This window comes from Butyricicoccus sp. OF10-2, assembly GCF_003481925.1.
Taxonomy (GTDB): Bacteria; Bacillota; Clostridia; order Oscillospirales; family Butyricicoccaceae; genus Agathobaculum; species Agathobaculum butyriciproducens.
The window spans coordinates 1-20,706 of the sequence record NZ_QUMC01000018.1; the positions used below are offsets into that span (position 1 = coordinate 1).

Genomic DNA, 20,706 nt, shown 5'->3' on the forward strand with positions numbered 1-20,706 from the left:
CTAAGATGCTGCTCGTAACCCTGGGTTACAACGCTCAGAAGGCTGGTCTGGTAGGCACCGGTTGGGCATCCAAGACCAACGCACTGGCTGACGAGAACGGCCTGCTGGAGGACGTTAACACTTCCTTCACTTCTGCTTGCCCGCGTCAGTACGCTGCACAGCTGATCTACAACACCATTTTTGCTCACACTGTTACCCTGCGTGACGGCGAGTACACCAACATGAACCTGCTTGGCACTGACAAGCTGGAGACCGTTGGCGAGAAGTACATGAGCATGAAGAAGTGGGTTGGTACCTTTGAAGGCAACGAGGACGTTTGCGGTCTGGACACCGGTCTGATCCGTGTATACGGCACTCCGGACGGCAAGGACGTTGCAAAGGCTAACGCTGACTTCAAGTTCAGCAAGCTGGACCTCTCCTACATCGGCGAGGAAGTTTCCGTACTGTACAAGGATGCTACTGGCGGCACCGCTAACAAGCCGGACAAGAAGGACACCATCTACGGCGTTATGTAACCGGCGAGACCAAGGTTTACAACATCACCAAGGATGACCTGCAGTCCCAGAAGGACGCTGGTACCGTTCGTTTCGGCGATAAGAACTACGATGTAGCAAAGATTGCTAAGGACGACGAGTACATCAACTACAACTACGGCGCTAAGAAGGATACTGCTGCTGCAGCTATGACCGCTGATCAGGTTGCTGATGACATGATCTCCAAGCTGAAGGCTACTTCCGCTGACACTGTTAAGTTCATCTGCAACGATGACGGTGATATCGTAAAGGCTTACGTTGTTGAGTCCAAGCTGGCTCGCGTTACTGCTGTAAACAGCGAGAAGGTTTCCATCAACAACGGCGTTGGTACCATCAAGTTTGAGGATAACGACATTTACGACGGCGTTAAGAAGGACGATATCGTTGTTGTTACCACTCTGTACAACACCAAGGCTACCAACTCTGCAGCTAAGAGCACTGTCGTTAAGGCAGCTACCGTTGAAGGCAAGCTGACCAGCTTCAAGGGCACCTCCAAGGTAAGCATTGACGGCACTTCTTACGACATTGCTATGCTGGAAGGCACTGACGTTGATTCTGATTTCGAGAATACTTTCAAGGATCAGATTGGCGAGACCTACACCCTGTACACCATCGGCGGTATTGTTTACGCTGCTAAGCAGACCTCTGAGGGCACCAAGAACTATGCAATCGTAGAGGACACCAATGGCTCTCAGACTATTGACTCTGGCTTCGATCCGCTGGAAGTTAAGATTCTGAAGGCTGACGGTTCCGAAGGCAAGTTCGTTGTTCATAAGGACTCCACTTCTCAGGGTACTACCAAGCTGAAGACTTCCGATGTTAAGACCGGTGTTCTGATCAAGTATTCGAATGTTTCCGATAACAAGATCAAGATCACCGAGGTTCAGGGTTCTATGGCTCTGAATAAGGACACCACCGTATATGTTAAGGACACTAAGTCCTTCAACAACAAGGTTGCTGCTTCTGATGCTGTTGTATTCGTAAATAAGACCAATGCTTATGGTAAGCCGGGTGATTTCTACGCATACACCATCCGCAACCTGAACGATATCAAGGCTAAGTCTGGTGCATCTGTTGCTTCCATTCTGGACGACAACAAGGTTGTTGCAGCTTATGTTGAACTGACCACCAAGCCGTCCGGTTCTACCGCAGACACTGTTTACGGTATCGTATCTAAGGAAAACGGCACTGTTAAGGATGGCGACACCACCTACACCTCCTACACTGTTGATGTTGATACTAACACCCAGAAGACCGTTCTGATCGAGGGTGACAGCGACACCACTCTGAAGGAAGGCTATCTGGTAAGCTTCGATGAGGCTTCTGATAAGGTATACTCTGCATCTGATATCACTATCTACCTGAAGAACGAGAATACTGACTACCACAAGCCGAGCACCATGGCTGCTATCGACGAGTACGATGAAAAGGGTCAGATCGTATCTTACTGGGATAAGACCAATGATATCGGCGACAAGGCTAAGCTGATCACCAAGGCGGTTGACGATGATGTTAAGATCATCTACGTAAGTGCTGAGGATGATAAGGCTGCTGATAACAACGGCGCAATCGAGTATGATGGCGTTAAGGGCACCAAGAATGCTTACATCGTATTCGAGGATAACAACAGCACCAAGAATGTTGTTGCAATCTTCGTTGACGTTGACGGCAACATCACCAAGTAATTTCCGAATCCCGCGATTCGATTTTACGTAAAGGAACCCCCCGAGGAAAATCTCCTCGGGGGTTTTCTTATCCCCTCACCCACCAGCGGTCTGCCGCCGCTCTGCGCCGTGCCGCAGGCCGCCCTTATTCCCTATCGCGCCCCAACTGCAAGCCGCTGTGCGCCGTTCTGACGCCCTTGCGCCCTATTCCTCATCCGCCTGTAAAAGCGCACAAAAAAGCCGCCCGGAAAACCGGGCGGCTTGCATTTTTGAGAAATTACTTGAGCTGTACGCGCTCACGAATCGAATCGGTTACGGAAAGCTGTACGCTCTGTGCGGAGTAGCCGGTGCACGCCACCTGCGCCACATAGCTGCCGCGCTTGAGGCTGAACGACGCCGTGCCGTCCGTGCCGGTGGTGATGCTCTTGCCGCCAACCGTGACAACCGCACCGGACAACGGTGCGCCGTACGCGTTGGTGACAACCAGCTGTACATTCTCGAGAATCTCACCGGTCAGCTTGACCGTGCGGCCTGCAGAGATTTTGACCGTCTGCGTAACCGCCGCGGTAAAGCGCGAATGCGTTGCCGTTACAACGTACGAGCCGCGCTTGACATAAACGGTTGCCGTGCCGTCCGAGCCGGTGGTCAGCGTCTGCGCTGCCGTACCGCTCTCCGCGTCCGAAGGCGTGAAGGTGACGGACGCACCCGAAATCGGCAGACCGAGATCATCTACCACGGAAGCCGTCAGCGCGTAAGTGGTAACGTAGTTGACACGCAGCGTCGGGCTTTGACCCTTGCTCATCACAAAAACGAAATCCGCATAGGATGCACCGCTCTTGCCGAATTCCGCAACCGCAGACTTGTTGATCGTGACCTTGCTGCCCTCGATCTTGTACTGCCAGTTCTCCTCGAGCGTCTTGCCGTTCGAGCGGATATTCTTGAGCTTTGCACCGTCTACCATATTAAGCGTTACCACCAGATCGGCGTATCCGCCGGACGAGGTGTTCGCGTCAAAATCGATCGTGGACGGCTGTACTTCGTTCACCGGCGCGGTATCTACCACGCTCAGCGAGCAGGTAAAGGACGAACCCTGATTGGGTACGAATGTAACCGTATAAGTGCCCTTGCTCTTCTTGGCAAGCGTCTCCTTGAGCAGACGAATCGTGCCGTTCGTTGCATTATAGGTGTAATCCGTGCCGCGCTCGAGCACCGTACTGCCGATTTTGACGGAATCCAGACGCGTGCCCGCCGGAAGAACAACGTTTACGGTCTGATCGGCATAGTTTGCGGACTGCTCGTACTTGTCAAAGGTAATCTGGCTCGGGCTGACTGCGCTCTGCGCCGAGTTGCTGACCGCCAGACCGATGGCTGCCTTGGAGCCGTCCTCAAAGGTCAGCTCTGCGGTGTAGGTGCCCGCCTTGAGCGTGGACAGATAGGTTTTGTACACGCGGATGCCGTTCTTATCGCTCAGCAGGTTGTAATCCGTGCCCTGCTTGAGATTGGTGCCGTTGACCGAAACACGGGTCAGATCGTTCTTGTCCGCGTTGAAGGTGAACTCGTAGGAGAACGCGATCGCGTCCTTGTTATTCACGTCGATAGACAGCGTGGACGGAGAAACCGAAACGCTGGTGGACGCCGCAACGTCCTTGCCGGCAATCTTTGCGGTAACGCCGCTCGCCAGCTCAACGCTGGTCGGCTGCATGGTCAGCTCACAGCCGTTGGCGTTGAGCACCGCCTTCTGGACCGAGCCGCCGCCGGTGACGGTGGTTCTGCCGTTTGCGGTAAGCGTGCTGATGGAGGTGCTGCCGGTCGTCAGGATGGTGCCGGTCTGCTCATTGGCAACGTCCCAGACAGCTGCATCTAGCGTCAGGCTGACGCTGCTGCCGTTCATTTTAAGATCGGAGAAGCCGCCTGCAGTCGCTGCCAGATTGCTCTCGGTCAGCGTTGCAGAGGTTTTTACCTCGGTGGTGCCGATGTTGGTGTTGCCGGTCGCAATGACCTGCGGGGTCAGTCCGGTCGGATTGGAGACGACCATCTCAAGTGCGGAAACACCGTCCAGCGTTACATTGCCGCCACTGACGATGATATCACCCGCAACGGTGACATCCTCAAGCGTTACATTGCCCGCCAGAACGCCCTCGGTGATGTACAGATTGCCCTTGATATCCGCATCGGCCAGCGTGCACGGTACGGAAATCGTAACGTTTTTGGTATCGCTCTTGAGCGTAGCCTGCGAGTACACATTGCCGTTCTTATTCAGCGAGGTGCCCATATATCCGTACAGCATTTTGGCGATTTCGCCTCGGCTGAGCGTGCCCTGCGGCTTAAAGGTACCGTTCGTGTAGCCGTTGATATAACCCTGCTTGACCGCTTCCGCAACGTAGGATTTGCTGTAATCGCTCAGCTTGGCCCGATCAGAGAACATATCCAGCGCAGACAGGTTAGCCGTCGGCGTGTACTTGTGCAGTCGGCCGAGGATGGTTGCCGCCTGCTCTCGGGTCAACGTGCCCTCCGGCGCCATACGGTTGTTGCCGACACCGTTGATATAGCCCTGCTTGACCGCAATCTGCACGGTTTCGTAGAAATATCGCTCGAATTGACATCCGAGAAGCTGATATCCGCCTTTTCGGTAAAACCGAACGCGCGGTTGATGTATCGCATGAACTCCCAGCGCGTTACCTTGTCATCCGGGCCGTAGTTGCCCGTGCTGGCAGACGGATTGATAATGCCGTTTTCATGCAGCTCGGTAATGTAGGACTTTGCCCAGTGGCCATCAATATCCGAAGCCGCAAAGGCAGCCGGCACGGTACTGACCAGCAGCGCCGCTGTCAGTACGGCGGAAAGGACTTTTTTCAAAGCTATCACCTCTTATTATAATTTACCTTTATTCTACCATTCTTTTGTTTATTTGTGTACTGTTATTTTTATCTCGAGACAGGGCTTTTGACTAAATAGACGGCCTGCTGCCGGTTTTGGTTCCGCATTTTCGCAAAATTTTCCGGTATCCTCACAGAACGTACAATTTCTGCTCTGCCGTTTTGTATATCATTACTCTGCTTCATGGAATCTTTTCACAAATTCGCGCAAAACCCCTTGCATTGACAGCCGGATATTGTATAATTTAGATAGTGGCAATCCGTCGGCTGAAAGCGGCGATGCGCCAACTAACACGATGAGGTGATACCAATGGATTATATGTCGGAATACAAGCGTTGGCTGGACTGCTCTGCCCTCTCTGCGGACGAGCATGCCGAGCTGGCTGCTGTTGCAGATAATCAGGAAGAGATCGAAAGCCGTTTCTTTGCGCCGCTGTCGTTCGGCACAGCCGGTCTGCGCGGTGTACTGGGCGTCGGCCTCAACCGCATGAACCGCTTTACCGTCGGTCAGGCTGCACAGGGTCTGGCAAACCTGATCGTATCGAATGGTCAGGCCGCAATGGACCGCGGTGTTGCCATTGCATACGACTCCCGCCATTTCTCTGCCGAGTTCGCCAAGCAGTCTGCGTGCATCATGGCCGCAAACGGCATCCAGTCGCTGCTGTTCGATGAGCTGCGTCCGACCCCGGAGCTGTCCTTCGCTGTCCGTCACTACGGCTGCATCGCAGGCATCAACATCACGGCTTCCCACAACCCGAAGGAGTACAACGGCTACAAGGTTTACTGGGAGGACGGCGCACAGCTTCCTCCGGCCGAGGCAGACGTAGTTGCCAACGAAATGGCAGAGACCGATATCTTCACCGGTGTAAAAACTGCAGACTACGATGAGTCCGTCAAAAACGGTCTGATCCGTATTCTGTCTAAGGAGACCGACGAGGCTTACCTTGGCGAAGTCATTAAGGTTGCGGTAAATCCGGACTGCGTAAAGCAGGTTGCCGATGAGTTCAAGCTGGTGTACACGCCGTTCCACGGTGCCGGCTACCGTCTGGTTCCCGAGATCCTGCGCCGCCTGGGCTACAAGCACATTATCTGTGAGCCGGAGCAGATGAAGATCGACGGCGACTTCCCGACCGTTAAGAACCCGAATCCGGAGTACAAGGAAGGCTTTACGCTCGCCATCGAGCTGGCAAAGCAGAACGATGTTGATCTGATCATCGGCACCGACCCGGACTCCGACCGCACCGGCATCGTCCTCAAGGACAAGTCCGGCGAGTATGTCACCCTGTCCGGCAATCAGGTCGGTGTGCTGCTCACCGATTACATCATCACCGCAAAGAAGCTGACGAACACCATGCCTGCCCATCCGGCGGTGCTCAAATCCATCGTTACCACCGAGATGGCACGCGCGGCGGCTGAAAAGAACGGCGTTGCGTGCTTTGATACCTTCACCGGCTTCAAGTTCCTTGCCGAGAAGATCAAGCAGTTCGAGCAGGACGGCTCGCACGAGTACATTTTCGCGTTTGAGGAATCCTACGGCTACCTGTGCGGCGATTATGCCCGCGACAAGGATGCCGTTACCGCTTCCATGCTGATTGCCGAGATGGCGGCTTACTACCGTACCCAGGGCAAGACCCTGTATGATGCGATGGAGGAGATGTACGAGAAGTACGGCTATTACTGCGAGCAGACCATTTCGATCGTTATGCCGGGCGTTTCCGGCCTGCAGCGCATGAAGGAGCTCATGCAGGAGCTGCGCGACAAGCCGCTGACCCAGATCGGCACCCACAAGGTCGATTACACCCGCGACTATATGCCGGGCACCCGTACCTGCATGGCAGACGGCAAGTCCGAGCCGATGGAGCTTAAGGGTCAGAACGTGATGTACTACGAGCTCGAGGGCGGCACAACCTTTATCATCCGTCCGTCCGGCACCGAGCCGAAGGTCAAGGTTTACATCATGGCCAAGGGCGAGAACAAGGCCGAGGCCGCAGCAAAGGTCGAGGCTCTGACCGCTGCAGCGAAGGAAATCGTAAAGTAAGCCATCTGCAGTAAAAATCCAGCAACGCTGAATGCAGCCGAATTCCGGTTCGGCTGCATTTTTCCGGAATCACCTTAATTATTTTAGGGGAACAAAAATATGATCAAACGCATTATTTCCTGTATTGTAAGCACGGTCATCGTGCTCGGCGCCACCATCGCGTATGACCGCACGCCTGCATGCCGCATTGCCGTGATGGAGCAGGTGCCGACACAGCTGGCTTCCGTTCTGCCGCGTGCGGCCTCCTACGAGCTGGAGCTGCGCACGGAAGAAGGCAGCCGCAGCTACACGGTCAACTGCCATGACAAGGACGGCAGCACCTTCCGCTCCTACACCATGCAGACCGTGGAAGGCGAAGAAGAACCGCTCAATTTCACCTATACGGACTACACCTACGACGAAAACGGCAACTGCACGGATGCCATCACCACCGACAAGACCAACAATTCCACCTCGGAGTACCGCCGCAGCTATGACGACAAAAACCGCGTTCTGCGCACGGAAAACTACGAGGACGGCGAACTTTCGGTCTCCTCCGAGACGGTTTACACCGAGGTTGACAACGGTCAGTCCTCTGCCGTCAACACGGTTTACGACGCAGACGGCAATGAACTGATGGTCGTCCGCATGGGCATGAACACCAACGGTGATGTGCTGTCCTCCCGCACCTACGAGGGTGAGGACAATATCACCTCCTCCACCGACAACCGTTATGACAGTCAGGGGCGGCTCATCCAGTCGGTCACCGTAGACGAGAGCGGCATCGTGTTCGAGGTGCTCACCGTGTACTCGGTGGACGGCAAAACGCAGACCACCCGCTCGACTATCGAAGGCGGCACCCTCTCAACCGATACCCGTACCTTTGATGATAACGGCAATCTGGTCTCCATGCACCAGACCGACAGCGACGGCTACGCAAGCGATACCACTTATACACAGTTTAAGTGACCTGTCGCGGAACTTTAATCCGCAGTGAAAACCACCCATTCGGGTGGTTTTCCTTTTTTCAGACATACTATCATCAGCTATACACCGACCATTTCTCCCTATCTGTCGGTTTTCCGCTAAACTCCTGCAAAATTCCTGTCTGGATATTGCTTTTTATCGGTCAAACGGCTATAATCGCTATATGCGTATCAAGACTGTGTCAACAGGGCACAGCTATAGAGAAATAGATCGGAGGTGCGCTATGCGCATCATTATTGTAGGCTGCGGCAAAGTCGGCTCGGAGTTGGCGGGACAGCTCAGCGCAGCCGGACACGACCTGACACTGATTGACCTGTCCGAACGCCGTCTGGATGAGCTTTCCAACACACACGACCTTGCTACAGTAAAGGGCAGCGGCACCAGCTATCACATTCTGTGTGAAGCCGGCGTGCAGGATACCGACCTGCTCATCGCCGTTACCACCCATGACGAAATCAATCTGCTTTCCTGCCTGATCGCTCGCAAAGCATCCGGCTGCCACGCCATTGCGCGTGTGCGCGATCCGGAATATGTATCCGACCTCGGCTTTATCCGCGATGAGCTGGGTATTTCGATGGTCATCAACCCCGAGCTGTCCACCGCGCGTGTTGTTTCGCGTCTGATCCGCTTCCCGTCGGCCATCAGCGTCAGCACGTTTGCCCGCGGACGCATCGAGCTGCTCGACCTCAAAATTCCGCACGAGTCCCGCCTGGACGGCATGGCGGTCTGCGAGGTCAACCCGCTGCTCCGCACGGACGTGCTGCTGTGCATGGTCCGCCGCGACGGTCAGACCTATATCCCGAAGGGCGACTTCATCCTGCACGAGAACGATAACATCACCGTCATCATTCCGCCGCATGAGCAGAACGAATTTTTCGAGAAGGTCGGTCTGCCGGTCAAGCGCATTTCCTCCGCGATGCTGGTCGGCGGCGGCAAAATCTCGTACTTTCTTGCGAAAATCCTGCTGGATTCCGGCATTGCAGTCAAGATTATCGAAAACAAACTGGAACGCTGCGAGGCGCTTTCCGAAATGCTCCCGAACGCGACCATCATCTACGGCGACGGCACCGACCGCGACCTGCTCGATGAGGAGGGTCTGGCAACCTGCGAGGCGTTTGCGGCGCTCACCGGCATGGACGAGGAGAACATTCTGCTCGCGCTGCACGCCGGCCGTCATTCCCGTGCCAAGCTGTTTACCAAGGTCAACCGTGTGAACTTTGAAGAAGTCATCGCCAGCATGCCGATCGGCAAGGTGATTCGCCCCAGGCAGACCACCGCCGAGCTGATCAGCCAGTACACCCGCGCCATGCAGAACTCAATGGGCTCCAACGTGGAGACCCTGCATCAGCTGGGCGGCGCAGAAGCGCTTGAATTTCGTGTCGCGGCGCACCACCTCACCGGCGTTCCCCTGCAGGATATGCCGATTCGTCCGGATGTTCTGCTGTGCTGCATCAACCGCAAGGGCAAGCGTATCATTCCGCGCGGCCACGATGTGCTGCATGAAGGCGATACGGTTATCGTCGTTTCCACCTTCGAGGGCATGAACGACCTTCAGGATATCTTCCTGTCGACAACCAGAGGGAGCGAAAGATGAATTTCGCAATCGTCCGCTATCTGATCGGCTGGCTGATGGGCATTGAGTCCCTGTTCCTGCTGCTGCCCGCGTTTACCGCGGTCATTTACCGTGAACCCGAGCTGCCTGCCTATATCGCCACTGCACTGATTTGTATGGTCGGTGCAGGCATTCTGTGTGAATATAAGCCAAAAAACACCAAGTTCTACGCACGCGAAGGCTTTGTGGCAGTCGCGCTGTGCTGGCTGGTGCTGGCCGTGACCGGCGCCCTGCCGTTCGTACTCAGCCGCGAGATTCCGTTCGCAGTAGATGCGATTTTCGAGGCCGCATCCGGCTTCACCACCACCGGCGCTACCATTCTCGGCGATGTGGAAGCGCTTTCGCATGCCTCTATGCTATGGCGCTGCCTGATGCACTGGGTCGGCGGCATGGGCATTCTGGTGTTCATGCTGATCGTCCTGCCGCTGGCAGGCGGTCATACCATTTATCTAATGCGCGCGGAAAGCCCGGGACCCTCGGTCTCCAAAATATCGCCGCACATGCGCGATACCGCGCTTATCCTGTACGCGATTTACTTTGGACTGACCGTTCTGCAGATTATTCTGCTGCTGCTCGGCGGCATGCCGATGTTCGATGCCATCTGCGTTTCACTCGGCACGGCAGGCACCGGCGGCTTCGGCAACTGGAATGATTCCATCGCGCACTACGACAGCGCCTACCTGCAGAATGTCATCTCGGTCTTTATGATCCTTTTCGGCATCAACTTCAACGCGTATTTTCTGCTTTTGACCCGTAAATTCAAGCAGTTGTTCAAAATCGAGGAGATTCGCGTGTATCTCGGCGTGATTGCCGTATTTACCACACTGATTGCCTTCAATGTGCGCGGCTGCTTCAGTTCGCTGCGCGAGAGCTTCCACCATTCCCTGTTTCAGGTTGCGTCTATCATCACGACCACCGGTTTTTCAACCGTGGACTTTAACCAGTGGCCCGCATTCAGCAAGCTGCTGATCGTGCTGCTGATGTTCATCGGCGCGTGTGCCGGTTCTACCGGCGGCGGCATGAAATGCTCGCGCATCCTGCTGCTGTTCAAGGGCGTAAAGAAGGAAATGATGTCGCTGATTCATCCGCGTCTGGTGCGCGTGCATAAAATGGACGGACAGCGCGTCCAGCATGAGGTCATGCGCTCGGTCAACGCCTTTCTTGTGGCATATCTGATCGTTATTGTCACTTCCATCCTCATTGTCAGCCTGCACTGTGAGGATATGGTAACCAGCTTTACCTCGGTTGTTACCTGCATCAATAACGTCGGTCCGGGACTCAATCAGGTCGGTCCGGCAGCCAACTTCAGTGCGCTGCACCCGCTGAGTAAAATCGTGCTGACTTTCGATATGCTCGCCGGTCGTCTGGAGCTGTTCCCCATGCTTCTGCTGTTTGCACCCGAAACGTGGAGAAGAAACCGATAAAAAAGCTGCCGCTGAACGTATACCGTTTAGCGGCTTTTGCGTGCATATCGACCGACCGCAAATCGTTCCGGTGCTCCACCGACACACCTGAATCATCGCGGCAGAATATGTCGAGATGGGGTTTTCCGGTTGCTCAGGGGTATCTATCTCTTTGGGTAACATAATGGTGCTTTTTCTGTCTGACAACAGCCTGCCACGGAATTTATCTCTTGAAAAATACGTCTTATTCGCAACCCTTCACAGCTTCAATCTATAGACAGTTGCTTTTTCAGTGCCTTCACATAGGAGGTCGCATAGCGGCTAAATACCACGTTTTTCTTGCGGATGAGACCGATGCGCATGCTGCCTTCCATCTTGAGCGGCCGCGCGATAATGCTCGGACTGTTCAGCTTGCGGTCGATAATGCCCGAGCTGACCGTAAAGCCGTTCAGTCCGATCACCAGACTGAACAGTGTTGCGCGGTCGCGGACCTGAATGGTTTTCGGCATATCGAGCATGCTGAGCAGTTCCTCGGAAAAATAAAAGGAATTGCGGTCTCCCTGCTCAAAAATCAGATACGGATAAGGTTTCAGTTCATCGAGCGTGATACACTTCCGGTCTGTGTTTCCCGCAGGATAAAACCGTACCGGTCCGCGTCGCACTCCTTGACAACCTCGACGAATGCGTTTACCGCGAACGAATAGTACTGACATGACACGCAGAACTTTGGCACGCGCTTATTGCCCACGCCGAAGTGCTTCTGCATGATGTCTGCCTGCTCGAGCAGCATACGCGCAAACGAAAGCAGTGCCGCACTCATCCGTGCTCTGCCCGCACGGTTCCGCGCACTGACGGAAAAGTACGGCTGCGCCTTCTTGGACAGCTCGGCTGTCACGGCGGCAAAGTGCTCGGACCAGATTCATCTGACCGCAGAGGAGCACGCCGTGCTCGGCAGGCTCATTGCGGACAGGCTGCGCGAGCTGCTTTAACCCCCCTGTCCAAAATCATTCGTCATCTTTTCCCCTTCCTTGATACTGCAAACGCGGTAAAATACAGGCGCAACCCGTTTCAGCGGAATGCAAGGGTGCCAGGCTATGGCAGCCGCCGCAGCGCACAAGCGGAAAAGCAGCGCAGGCGCCTTTCACCCCGGTTTTGTCACCTGACGACGGGTGTTTTTACCGCATTTTATCCACAGCCTGTTGATAACTTCTGTGGATTGTGTGTCATTTTTTGCAGAATTTACGCGTAGTTCACTCTATTTTTCCTATCGGTGTATTTCGTGTCGAAAATCGGACATTTCGTGTGCCCGACCGCACAGCAGGCTGCAAAGCTGCTATGATAAACGCAGGCAATTTTCAGTCTCTTTTCTGCAGGCGCGGCTCGTTCCACCGCACCGCAGAATTGGAAAAGGAGGAATATACCATGAAATTCAAACGCGGCATAAGCCTTGCTCTGGCACTGGCTCTTATCGCCGGCATAGGCGGCCCGCTTGATATCCGCGCAGCGGCGGCGGATACCGGCAGCTCGGACGCGCTTGCGGCGCTCGGTATTGATTCGAGCAAAGCGCCCGACGGCTTTAATGCCAACGACCCCAGCAACCCATACGGGCGCAATACCATCAAGGTTACGCCGGTGTACGAGCTGTATACCGTTGGTCTGACAAGTGATGTTCTGCCGTCGGATACCATCAGTATGGGAACCAAGGCGACGCAGAAAGCTGTGCAAAGAGCACTTCCGCATCCAACGATAAGGATAACAAGCTGCAGAGCACGCTGTACGGCAATGATGATAACACATCTACCAAGGCTCAGCAGTTTTTGACGGCTAAAACCAATTCCAAGGAAATCTCCAAGGGTAAAACCACCTCTACCGGCACATACGCACAGTTCCCGGTGGGCAGCAAGGACAATGGCGGCTATGCCACCAAGGGCTATCTGACCGGCATGACCAATGCTACTACCGATTTGCAGGATGGTACCGATTACGCCATGGCAGACGTGGCCGCAGGCCATTTCACCTCGAGCAGTGACGCCAAGTCCTCGCAGACGGTCATGGTTTACGCCGGTGACCTGAGCGCAAAAGGCGGTCTGTACCTGCGATTCGGCGATGCTGAATCCGGCAAGTACGGCAAGCCGATCACGCTGCTGGACACCAGCAAGGAAATCGGCAACCCGAATCTGACCGACACCAGCGATGAAGGCAGCACGACCGCCAAAAAGGTCGAAAACTTCGCAGAAAACCCGTATCAGCTGAAAAACTACCTGCAGGTAGCTACCGGCGACTGGGACAACGACGGTAAGGACGAGGTTGCGGTCTATGTGCCGGAGGTCGGCAATTCCCGCATTGAGATTTACGACCTGCAGACTGAAGATTACTCCCATCCCTCTAACTGGAGACAGGCGTGGACGTACTTCTTCCGTGAGGGCAGTGTCGTTTCCAACATGATCTCTCTCGTCAGCGGTGACGTCAACCAGGACGGCGTAGACGATCTCGCCTGCACCTGGGGTTACTACTACGGTCCGCAGCAGAACGCAGGCTCGCGTGCCGTTGTAATGTTCGGCTCCACGAGCGCGCACATGCTGCAGAGCTCGCAGGAATTCCCGCTGACCTATGAGGGCAGCAATCTGGTCCGCGCATCCTTCGCCTTCGGCGATATGACCGGCGGCGGCAAAACGCTGATTCTGGCGGCTCAGTCGGATGCCGACCTCAAGGCAAATAAGCAGAACACGCGCTATGTAGGCTTGTACGCATGGAACGGCGTCACCTTCAAGCCGTCTGTCTCTAAGAATTTTGATCTGTTTGCAAAGAACGATAAAGGCGAGTACATCTACGGTGCAATGGCAAAGCACAACGATACCTTCCGTTCTCTGCCGCTGTGTCCGGCCAATACAGCTATCATCTCCCGTCCGACCGCAGGTGAAAAAGCCGATAACGGCAAAACCAGTGATCTGCTGTACTTTGATAGCCTTGTTGTCTCCTGCGATGAGAACGGTCTGAATATCAAGCAAGCGCTTGACAACAATACGTCTGCTATGCCAGGCGAGGACTACGTTGAGTACGATGCATCCGCAGGCTCTGTGACCACCGCGGTGGATGCAAACAACAACACCGCAGGTTCGGGTACGCTGTTCACCCTGACGCAGACTATGTCCAAGGATGAGAACAAGCAGTCTGATAAGTACACGGTAGACGGTAAGGTTCCGCATTACGAGCTCCGCTACTACTACAAAAACTGGCTGCACAAGCTGTTCAAGATTCGCTCCTCCTACTGGGCGTTCACCGGTACATACGATACTGTAAACAAGGAAACAAACTCCACATACAACAAGCGTACTCCCGGTACAACCACCCTTTCGACCGTCAACCTGTTTGACGGCTCTCAGCCGGTAAAAACCGATGTCAACAGCTCGTACACGCTCTGTCTCGCCAACACAGACGACGATACCAGCTACATGACCTACACCGGCAAGCACTATTACACCTACTCCGACCCGCAGGTTCTGGCGGTACTGGCTTCGCCTCCGTACTTCTCCGATCTGCTCGACCGTGATGACCTGTCCGGCAACTATGCCGAGTCCTCCACCACCTACTCGAGCATGAAGGGCACCGAGAACGGCACCAGCTCCTCCTCTACCATCTCGGTCGGCGCATACGTCTCCTTTGAGCAGGAATTCTCGGTATTCGGCGTTAAGATCGGCAGCGTTGAGGCGGAAGCCGCCTTTACCTCCGGTTTCACCTACGAGACCGAGCACACCTCCTCGCTCGAGCAGTCCATCACCTACGAGACAACCTCCGGCGAGGACAGAGTGGCGTTCTATTCCATCCCGATGGAGATTTACGAGTACACCTCCTACATCCCGGATGGAACAGGCAAATACACGGAAGTAACCTCCACCGTTTCCATCCCGCACGAAGCCTCGATCGGTCTGATCGACCTGTCCGACTACGAAAACATTGCCGAAGATTACAGCGTTCTGCCATCCATTTCGGGCAGCGTGCTGACGCATACGATCGGTGATCCGTCCAGCTATCCGACCAAGGAATATGCAGGTTCCAAGGCTTATGAAGGCAAGCCGGCTAAGGTTGACTTCACCGCGGCAGGCGGCGGCTCCGGCATCACGCAGGAAATCAGCTTCTCCACCTCGGACAGCAAAAACTACACCAACACCACCTCTATCGAAACCAAAGCCGGTGCAGGCGCAGGCGGCGTAACCGCAGGCGTTGTGGCAGGTTCGGAACACTCTGCCGGCAAGGTATCGGTCAACACCGCAGGCGGCTCGTTCTCCGGTTCGCTGCAGAACATGCCGATCGAAGCAAAACCATACGGCTACGGCATGAACTGGCGTATTTTCTGCTACAACTACCGCAGCGGCAATCAGGCGTTCCCGGTTGTTACCTACGCGGTAACCGAGCCGCAGGCTCCGTCTCCGCTGCCGGACGATTTTGAGCAGGATGTTGCGGCAACCACCAATGATTCCGTCACCCTGACGTGGACGTACGACAAGATCGTTTCCGGTTTCCAGCTGTACCGCTACTACAACTTCCCGGACGGCTCCGGACGCAAGGAACTCGCATTTGTGCCGTTCACCGATGGTGAGCGTCACGATGACGGCACCTACACCTTCAGCTACACGGATAAGAACCTGTCTCCCTATACCGAGTATGAGTATCAGATTCAGACCCGCAACAACAACAAGGCTGAGCAGCAGCGCAACAGCATTTACAGCGAACCGCTGACCTGCCGCACCAAGACCACAGCAGGCTATCCCGATATTTCGGTAACGATTGACGGCAAGGAGAAGCAGACGGTTCTGCCGATCTATCCGGATTCTCTGGCAACCGCAACGGTTAAGTATAACGGAGACAATAAAAATCCGGACGGCGGCAAGTACAACAGCGTAAGCTATCAGTGGCAGAAGCTGAACAATGGTTCCTGGACCGAGATTGCCGGCAGCGTTTCCGATACGCTAAGCATCGAAAACGCCGGTTCTGCCGACAAGGGAACTTACCGCTGCCGTCTGAATGTGCTTTACTACGATAACACCTCCAAGACCGAGTACAGCATTTCCGCTTACTCGCCTGAGATTACCACACAGTACAGCAAGCGCACGCCCAAGTGTGAGCTGAATGTTACGGCAGAGAATGTACAAAAAGACAACACTGCTCAGTTTGACCGCACGCTGCACATCAATGCTAAAATGAGTTCCGCGTCTGCTACCTCCACCATCCCGACCGGCACGCTCAGCTTCCTGATTCGCGGCACGGACTTCTCTACCACGGTTGCCGCAGAGATTGGCGCCAATGGCGTGGCCACCAAGGACGTTGTCGTGCCCGCAGACGGTGCTTACACGGTTACCCCGTATTATCCGGGCAGCTATGTATTCAAGGATATGAGCAACGCGGAAGGCCAGATGGTTCTCGTTGGCGAGAACGCGACCGGCTATCAGCTGACGCTCACCAACGGCAATAATAACAACAGCGTCACCCGCTTCACCTACGGCGATACGGTAACGCCGTCGCTCTCCCGCATGAGTAAAGATACGCATGGTCTGCAGAAGGTCAATAACGCGACCTTCAAGTATGCAGTTTCCGGTTCGAAAACACAGCAGGATTTGACCAATCCGCTGAATGTCGGCACTTATACGCTGTATGCTTATGTAAACGGCGAAACCAAGCCGGTTGCGGAAACTAAGTTTACCGTTGTTCAGCGTGCCGTTACGCTGCGTGTTGTTACTCCGAAGGACGGCGTTGCACAGGATAAGGTTAATCCTACCGACTCGAAACAGCTTTCTCTCGCGGCAGACACGAAAAACATGACTGCTGATGAGATTGATGCTCTGCACCTTGACTATACCGCAGTCAACACCGCAGGCAATACGGTACCGCTCGCGCCGAACATTGCGCCCAGCAACTACACGGTTTCTCCGTGCACGACCGCTAAAACCAGCAAAACGTTGTACAACAACTATGAATTCACCTTTATCCCCGGTGTTTACACGGTAAACGGCCTGACTTACATCCTGACCCTCAAGGCTGAGGACTTCGGTGAAGGCGCAAACAAGCACTCTGTCGGTTCTGCGTCGATCATTACTGCAGGTCTGAACGCCGGCAAGGCGGATGACGGCAGTACAATCTCCAGCTTCACTGCCAACACCGATGTTACTCTGACGGCTGTGCCGGATGCAGGTTATGCTGTCGATTACTGGACCTATGACGGCAAGGAAATCGAGGACAGCAAGGAGAAGAGCTCGGTTACCATCAAGACCCTTGCAAAACCGGCATCTGTTTTGGTTTACTTCAAGACCACCAATACCAAACTGAATGCTTCCGTTCAGAATAAGCAGGGCGGTACACTCAAATGCACGGATGAAGATGGCTCCGAAAGCCTCAAGAACTTCCCGGCTTACATTGCCAGCGGTGCAAAGTTCAACTTCACCGCAACGCCGAACACCGGCTGGCACTTCAAGCAGTGGATTCTCACGAAACGCGGTGCAAACAGTTATCCGTCCGGCACCCCGCACGATAACGGCTCCAACACGCTCTCTGTTGAGGTTGGCGTGCAGGATATTGATCTGGCTGCCGTATTTGAGCGCGACAGCTACACGCTGACGCTGGAAGGTGAACTGACCGCAAGCTATCAGACGGTTGATCCGAACGATACCTCCAAGACGCTCACCAAGCCTCTCAAGAGCGGCGAAAGCGTTACCGGCGATACAAAGATTACGGTAGCGCCCAAGGCAGGCTATGCTGCCGCCACGGGCGAGACCTATCAGGTGAACGGCAAGGCTGTTGAAGCAGGAAGCTCAACGCTGACGGCAGCTATACCTTCCCCATCACTGAGAATACCAAGGTTTCGCTCAAGACCGACCGTGCCGCATTTGCGATTACAACACCGGAAATGGAGCATGGCACGATCATTGCAACCGTAGACGGCAAAGCTGTGGACGATCTGTCCAAGATTCCCGGCGGCAGCAAGGTTGAGCTGCAGGCACGCGCAGACCGCGGCTGGCATTTCAAGAATTGGGTTGTAAACGGTACTGACGCTACGGCAAAGCCCAACGGCACCTACACCATCAGCGAACTGGCCGGCGATCTGTCCATCAGCGCTGAATTTGCCCAGAGCGATTCCTACACCGCCAAGGCTACCGCTGCGGCCGGCAACGGCACCGTAAAATACACGCTGTATGATATCTACGGCAAGGAAGTTGAGACCAAGCTATGCCTGCAGAAGGCGTAACCATTTATAAGGATGAGGAAATCACCTTCCATGCAGCGCCGAAGACTGGCTATCAGGTTGAACAGTGGGAAGTAAACGGCAAAAAGACTGCCGGAAACTCCAAAACCAATCCGGAAGGCAAAATCCGTGCGGACAAGAATATTACTGCAACCGTATACTTTAAGGTTACGGCAAGCTATCAGCTTACTTTCGGCACCGTTGGTGAGAACGGCCATCTGACCGCCAAGATTGACGACACCGCGATTGACTCTCAGACCAAGCAGCCGAACAGCAGTGAAATCACCTTCACTGCAGCACCAAACACCCAAAAGATGGTCGAAAAGTGGACGGTTACCCAGGGTGACATTACCGCAGCAGAAAACGATGCTGCTGTACAGGTTGATGGTGTAAATCTTGTCGATCCAATTTATATTCACACACTCGATGCCAACCAGACCATCCGCGTTCACTTCACCGACCTTGAGCAGTACAACGCAGCAATCACCGGCACGAACGGCACCGGCAACTTCACCTACACCACACCGATTCAGCCAACCGACACCGGTGCAGTCAACAGCACATCCGCTCAGGTTCGCAAGAACGGCACGGTCAAGCTGACGCTCACGCCGAGCACAAACTGTGTCGGCACCGCCGAAGAAATTAAGTCTGAACTCGAGAAGGCGGCTCCGAATGCCGTTGTTTCCGTCACCGAGAAGGACAGCAGCTTTGAAGCGGTTATCCGCAACGTAACAGAAGCTCTGGCGGTCAACACCGACAATCTGTTCCACAAGACCTACGCAATCACGGCCAATAAGGCCGAAAACGGCAGCGTTTCCGCTTCTGCGGCACGCGCCAAGGCCGGCGACACGGTAACGCTCACTGCAACACCCGCAGGCGGCTATCAGTTGAAAACCCTGACGCTGGCACCGGAGACCGCACTCGACAAGACGGTTTCCGCGTCCACCCTGACCTACACCTTCACCATGCCGGCAAATGACGTTACTGTCACCGCAGCCTTTGCCGCCAAGCCGAGCAGCGGCGGCGGTGCAGGCGGCGGCGGTGGAGCGGGCGGCGGCGGTGCTGCACCTGCTCCGTCCGACAACGGCTCGTCCTCCATCACTGCACCGGACGGCACCAAGATTCCCGCAACGGTTTCGGTAAAGAACGGCACCGCAGCGGTTTCTGCCGACAGCTCCAAGCTGACTGCGGTTTCCGGCAAGGATTCGCTGACGCTTGATCTGTCCGCAGACTCCACCGTACGCGCGGTATCGCTCACCGGCGATGTGGTAGCTGCTCTCGCCGGTGCAAAGAACGGTGCAGTGCTTACCCTGCCGAACGGCACGGTTGCACTCGACCGTGAGACGCTGACCGCACTCGGCAGCGCCGCACAGGCTGACGGTATGGCAAGTATTTCGCTCGCTTCCGCTGACAAGTCCTCCCTGACTGACGCACAGCGCAAATACCTGCCGAAGAACAGCACCATCCTGAACATTTCCGCGCAGGTACAGCCGAAAAACGGCACTGCAACCCGTGTTCACGCGCTGAACGGCACGGCTGCGATTTCTGTGGCATACAGCCTCAAGAGCGGCGAGAACGCCGATCATCTGGTTGCATACTATCTTGCTGAGGACGGCTCGTTTGAAAAGCTGCCTGTCATTTATGATGCAGCGACCGGAAAGGCTACCTTTAAGACCACCCACTTCTCCACCTTCGTTATCACTCACGAGTACAGCAGCGACTTCTCCGATGTCAACCTGCGCAAGTGGTTCTACAACGAGGTCAACACCGCACTCGAGAACGGCTGGTTCAAGGGCCTGACCGCGACTAAGTTCGGTCCGGATGACGGCATGACCCGCGCAATGCTGGTTCAGGTACTCTACCGCATGAGCGGCAGCAAGGCCGCTTCCACCGCACAGTTCACCGATGTGGCGGACGGCAAGTGGTACGCGGAAGCCATCGCATGGGCCTCCGAAAACGGCATCGTCAACGGCTTCACGGACGGCAGATTCCAGCCGGATACGCTGATCACCCGTCAGCAGCTGGCGGCCATCCTGTACCGCTACGATACCTATCGCGGTCATACGCCGCAGGGCAGCGCAGCACTCGATGGCTACGCAGACGCGGCTTCTGTCGAGTCGTGGGCTGCTGAAGCAATGAGCTGGGCGAACGGCAACGGTCTGGTAACCGGCGTTACCCCGACCACGCTCGTGCCGAACGGCACCGCAACCCGTGCTCAGGTAGCGGTTATCCTCAGCCGCTACACCGACCAGTAATCCCATCCGATCCATACCGCACAACGGATGTGGTATGAACAACCGCCCTGTAAGGGCAGACAATACCGACAGCGCCTGAAGACGCACACAAGCGACACCAACTGCCAAATGGTGTCGCTTGTTTA

The 20,706-nt window shown here is 55.1% G+C and carries 15 protein-coding genes; 11 read left to right on the plus strand and 4 right to left on the minus strand.

The annotated features are described in order from the left end of the window. Nucleotides 1-515, plus strand: a 515-nt coding sequence (locus DXB00_RS16390; RefSeq protein WP_442861372.1) for a hypothetical protein, incomplete at its 5' end; no start/stop codon positions are given. 167 nt (nucleotides 516-682) lie between these two features. Continuing rightward, nucleotides 683-2,218, plus strand: a complete 1,536-nt coding sequence (locus DXB00_RS10105; RefSeq protein WP_119214848.1) for a hypothetical protein — start codon at nucleotides 683-685, stop codon at nucleotides 2,216-2,218. Between the two features lie 256 nt (nucleotides 2,219-2,474). Here DXB00_RS10105 and DXB00_RS10110 read toward each other — a convergent pair whose 3' ends face one another. Both DXB00_RS10110 and DXB00_RS10115 read right to left on the minus strand, forming a co-directional pair. Next, nucleotides 2,475-4,769: a X2-like carbohydrate binding domain-containing protein gene (locus tag DXB00_RS10110; protein ID WP_119214849.1), complete on the minus strand. Its 2,295-nt coding sequence runs from the start codon at nucleotides 4,767-4,769 to the stop codon at nucleotides 2,475-2,477. After that, entirely contained in the window at nucleotides 4,697-5,053 is a 357-nt protein-coding gene (locus DXB00_RS10115) for an S-layer homology domain-containing protein (RefSeq protein WP_158581298.1), read from the minus strand. The genes DXB00_RS10110 and DXB00_RS10115 overlap by 73 nt, the downstream gene beginning before the upstream one ends. A gap of 330 nt (nucleotides 5,054-5,383) precedes the next feature. Between DXB00_RS10115 and DXB00_RS10120 the strand changes: the two genes are divergently transcribed. The 4 genes from DXB00_RS10120 (at nucleotide 5,384) to DXB00_RS10135 (ending at nucleotide 11,113) form a co-directional block, all read left to right on the plus strand. Continuing rightward, on the plus strand, nucleotides 5,384-7,111 hold the full coding sequence (locus tag DXB00_RS10120; RefSeq protein ID WP_118730159.1) for a phospho-sugar mutase: 1,728 nt from the start codon (nucleotides 5,384-5,386) through the stop codon (nucleotides 7,109-7,111). A 99-nt stretch (nucleotides 7,112-7,210) separates the two neighbouring features. Next, nucleotides 7,211-8,059: a hypothetical protein gene (locus tag DXB00_RS10125; protein WP_118730158.1), complete on the plus strand. Its 849-nt coding sequence runs from the start codon at nucleotides 7,211-7,213 to the stop codon at nucleotides 8,057-8,059. A 241-nt stretch (nucleotides 8,060-8,300) separates the two neighbouring features. Continuing rightward, nucleotides 8,301-9,671, plus strand: coding sequence for a Trk system potassium transporter TrkA (gene trkA, locus DXB00_RS10130; protein ID WP_118730157.1), 1,371 nt, complete (start codon nucleotides 8,301-8,303; stop codon nucleotides 9,669-9,671). After that, nucleotides 9,668-11,113, plus strand: a complete 1,446-nt coding sequence (locus tag DXB00_RS10135) for a TrkH family potassium uptake protein (RefSeq protein WP_118730156.1) — start codon at nucleotides 9,668-9,670, stop codon at nucleotides 11,111-11,113. Before trkA ends, DXB00_RS10135 begins: the two co-directional genes overlap by 4 nt. 245 nt (nucleotides 11,114-11,358) lie before the next feature. On the opposite strand, the gene DXB00_RS16685 is transcribed toward DXB00_RS10135, so the two are convergent. After that, complete coding sequence (locus tag DXB00_RS16685; protein ID WP_194461875.1) at nucleotides 11,359-11,610, minus strand: hypothetical protein; 252 nt, start codon at nucleotides 11,608-11,610, stop codon at nucleotides 11,359-11,361. 71 nt (nucleotides 11,611-11,681) lie between these two features. Continuing rightward, nucleotides 11,682-11,858: a hypothetical protein gene (locus DXB00_RS16690; RefSeq protein ID WP_194461874.1), complete on the minus strand. Its 177-nt coding sequence runs from the start codon at nucleotides 11,856-11,858 to the stop codon at nucleotides 11,682-11,684. Between DXB00_RS16690 and DXB00_RS16695 the strand changes: the two genes are divergently transcribed. The 5 genes from DXB00_RS16695 to DXB00_RS10160 all read left to right on the plus strand — a co-directional run bounded on the left by DXB00_RS16695 (nucleotide 11,857) and on the right by DXB00_RS10160 (nucleotide 20,581). After that, complete coding sequence (locus DXB00_RS16695) at nucleotides 11,857-12,081, plus strand: hypothetical protein (RefSeq protein WP_194461873.1); 225 nt, start codon at nucleotides 11,857-11,859, stop codon at nucleotides 12,079-12,081. The two genes, DXB00_RS16690 and DXB00_RS16695, sit on opposite strands and share 2 nt — an antisense overlap. 433 nt (nucleotides 12,082-12,514) lie before the next feature. Further along, nucleotides 12,515-12,913, plus strand: coding sequence for a hypothetical protein (locus DXB00_RS10145; RefSeq protein WP_147359207.1), 399 nt, complete (start codon nucleotides 12,515-12,517; stop codon nucleotides 12,911-12,913). Continuing rightward, nucleotides 12,910-18,021, plus strand: a complete 5,112-nt coding sequence (locus DXB00_RS10150) for an InlB B-repeat-containing protein (RefSeq protein ID WP_119214852.1) — start codon at nucleotides 12,910-12,912, stop codon at nucleotides 18,019-18,021. Before DXB00_RS10145 ends, DXB00_RS10150 begins: the two co-directional genes overlap by 4 nt. After that, nucleotides 17,991-18,329 carry an InlB B-repeat-containing protein gene (locus tag DXB00_RS10155; protein ID WP_119214853.1) on the plus strand — a complete coding sequence of 113 codons (339 nt, stop codon included), beginning with the start codon at nucleotides 17,991-17,993 and terminating at the stop codon, nucleotides 18,327-18,329. The genes DXB00_RS10150 and DXB00_RS10155 overlap by 31 nt, the downstream gene beginning before the upstream one ends. After that, on the plus strand, nucleotides 18,311-20,581 hold the full coding sequence (locus DXB00_RS10160) for an S-layer homology domain-containing protein (RefSeq protein ID WP_119214854.1): 2,271 nt from the start codon (nucleotides 18,311-18,313) through the stop codon (nucleotides 20,579-20,581). Before DXB00_RS10155 ends, DXB00_RS10160 begins: the two co-directional genes overlap by 19 nt. The last annotated feature ends 125 nt before the right edge of the window (nucleotides 20,582-20,706 follow it).

Bases quoted from the DNA above. Each gene is read 5' to 3' on its own strand.
- DXB00_RS10120 (WP_118730159.1), top strand. From the start codon at position 5,384: ATGGATTATATGTCGGAATACAAGCGTTGGCTGGACTGCTCTGCCCTC.
- DXB00_RS16690 (WP_194461874.1), bottom strand. From the start codon at position 11,858: ATGCAGAAGCACTTCGGCGTGGGCAATAAGCGCGTGCCAAAGTTCTGC.
- DXB00_RS16685 (WP_194461875.1), bottom strand. From the start codon at position 11,610: ATGCTCGATATGCCGAAAACCATTCAGGTCCGCGACCGCGCAACACTG.
- DXB00_RS10125 (WP_118730158.1), top strand. From the start codon at position 7,211: ATGATCAAACGCATTATTTCCTGTATTGTAAGCACGGTCATCGTGCTC.
- DXB00_RS10105 (WP_119214848.1), top strand. From the start codon at position 683: ATGACCGCTGATCAGGTTGCTGATGACATGATCTCCAAGCTGAAGGCT.
- trkA (WP_118730157.1), top strand. From the start codon at position 8,301: ATGCGCATCATTATTGTAGGCTGCGGCAAAGTCGGCTCGGAGTTGGCG.
- DXB00_RS10145 (WP_147359207.1), top strand. From the start codon at position 12,515: ATGAAATTCAAACGCGGCATAAGCCTTGCTCTGGCACTGGCTCTTATC.
- DXB00_RS16695 (WP_194461873.1), top strand. From the start codon at position 11,857: ATGATGTCTGCCTGCTCGAGCAGCATACGCGCAAACGAAAGCAGTGCC.
- DXB00_RS10155 (WP_119214853.1), top strand. From the start codon at position 17,991: ATGGAGCATGGCACGATCATTGCAACCGTAGACGGCAAAGCTGTGGAC.
- DXB00_RS10135 (WP_118730156.1), top strand. From the start codon at position 9,668: ATGAATTTCGCAATCGTCCGCTATCTGATCGGCTGGCTGATGGGCATT.
- DXB00_RS10160 (WP_119214854.1), top strand. From the start codon at position 18,311: ATGCCTGCAGAAGGCGTAACCATTTATAAGGATGAGGAAATCACCTTC.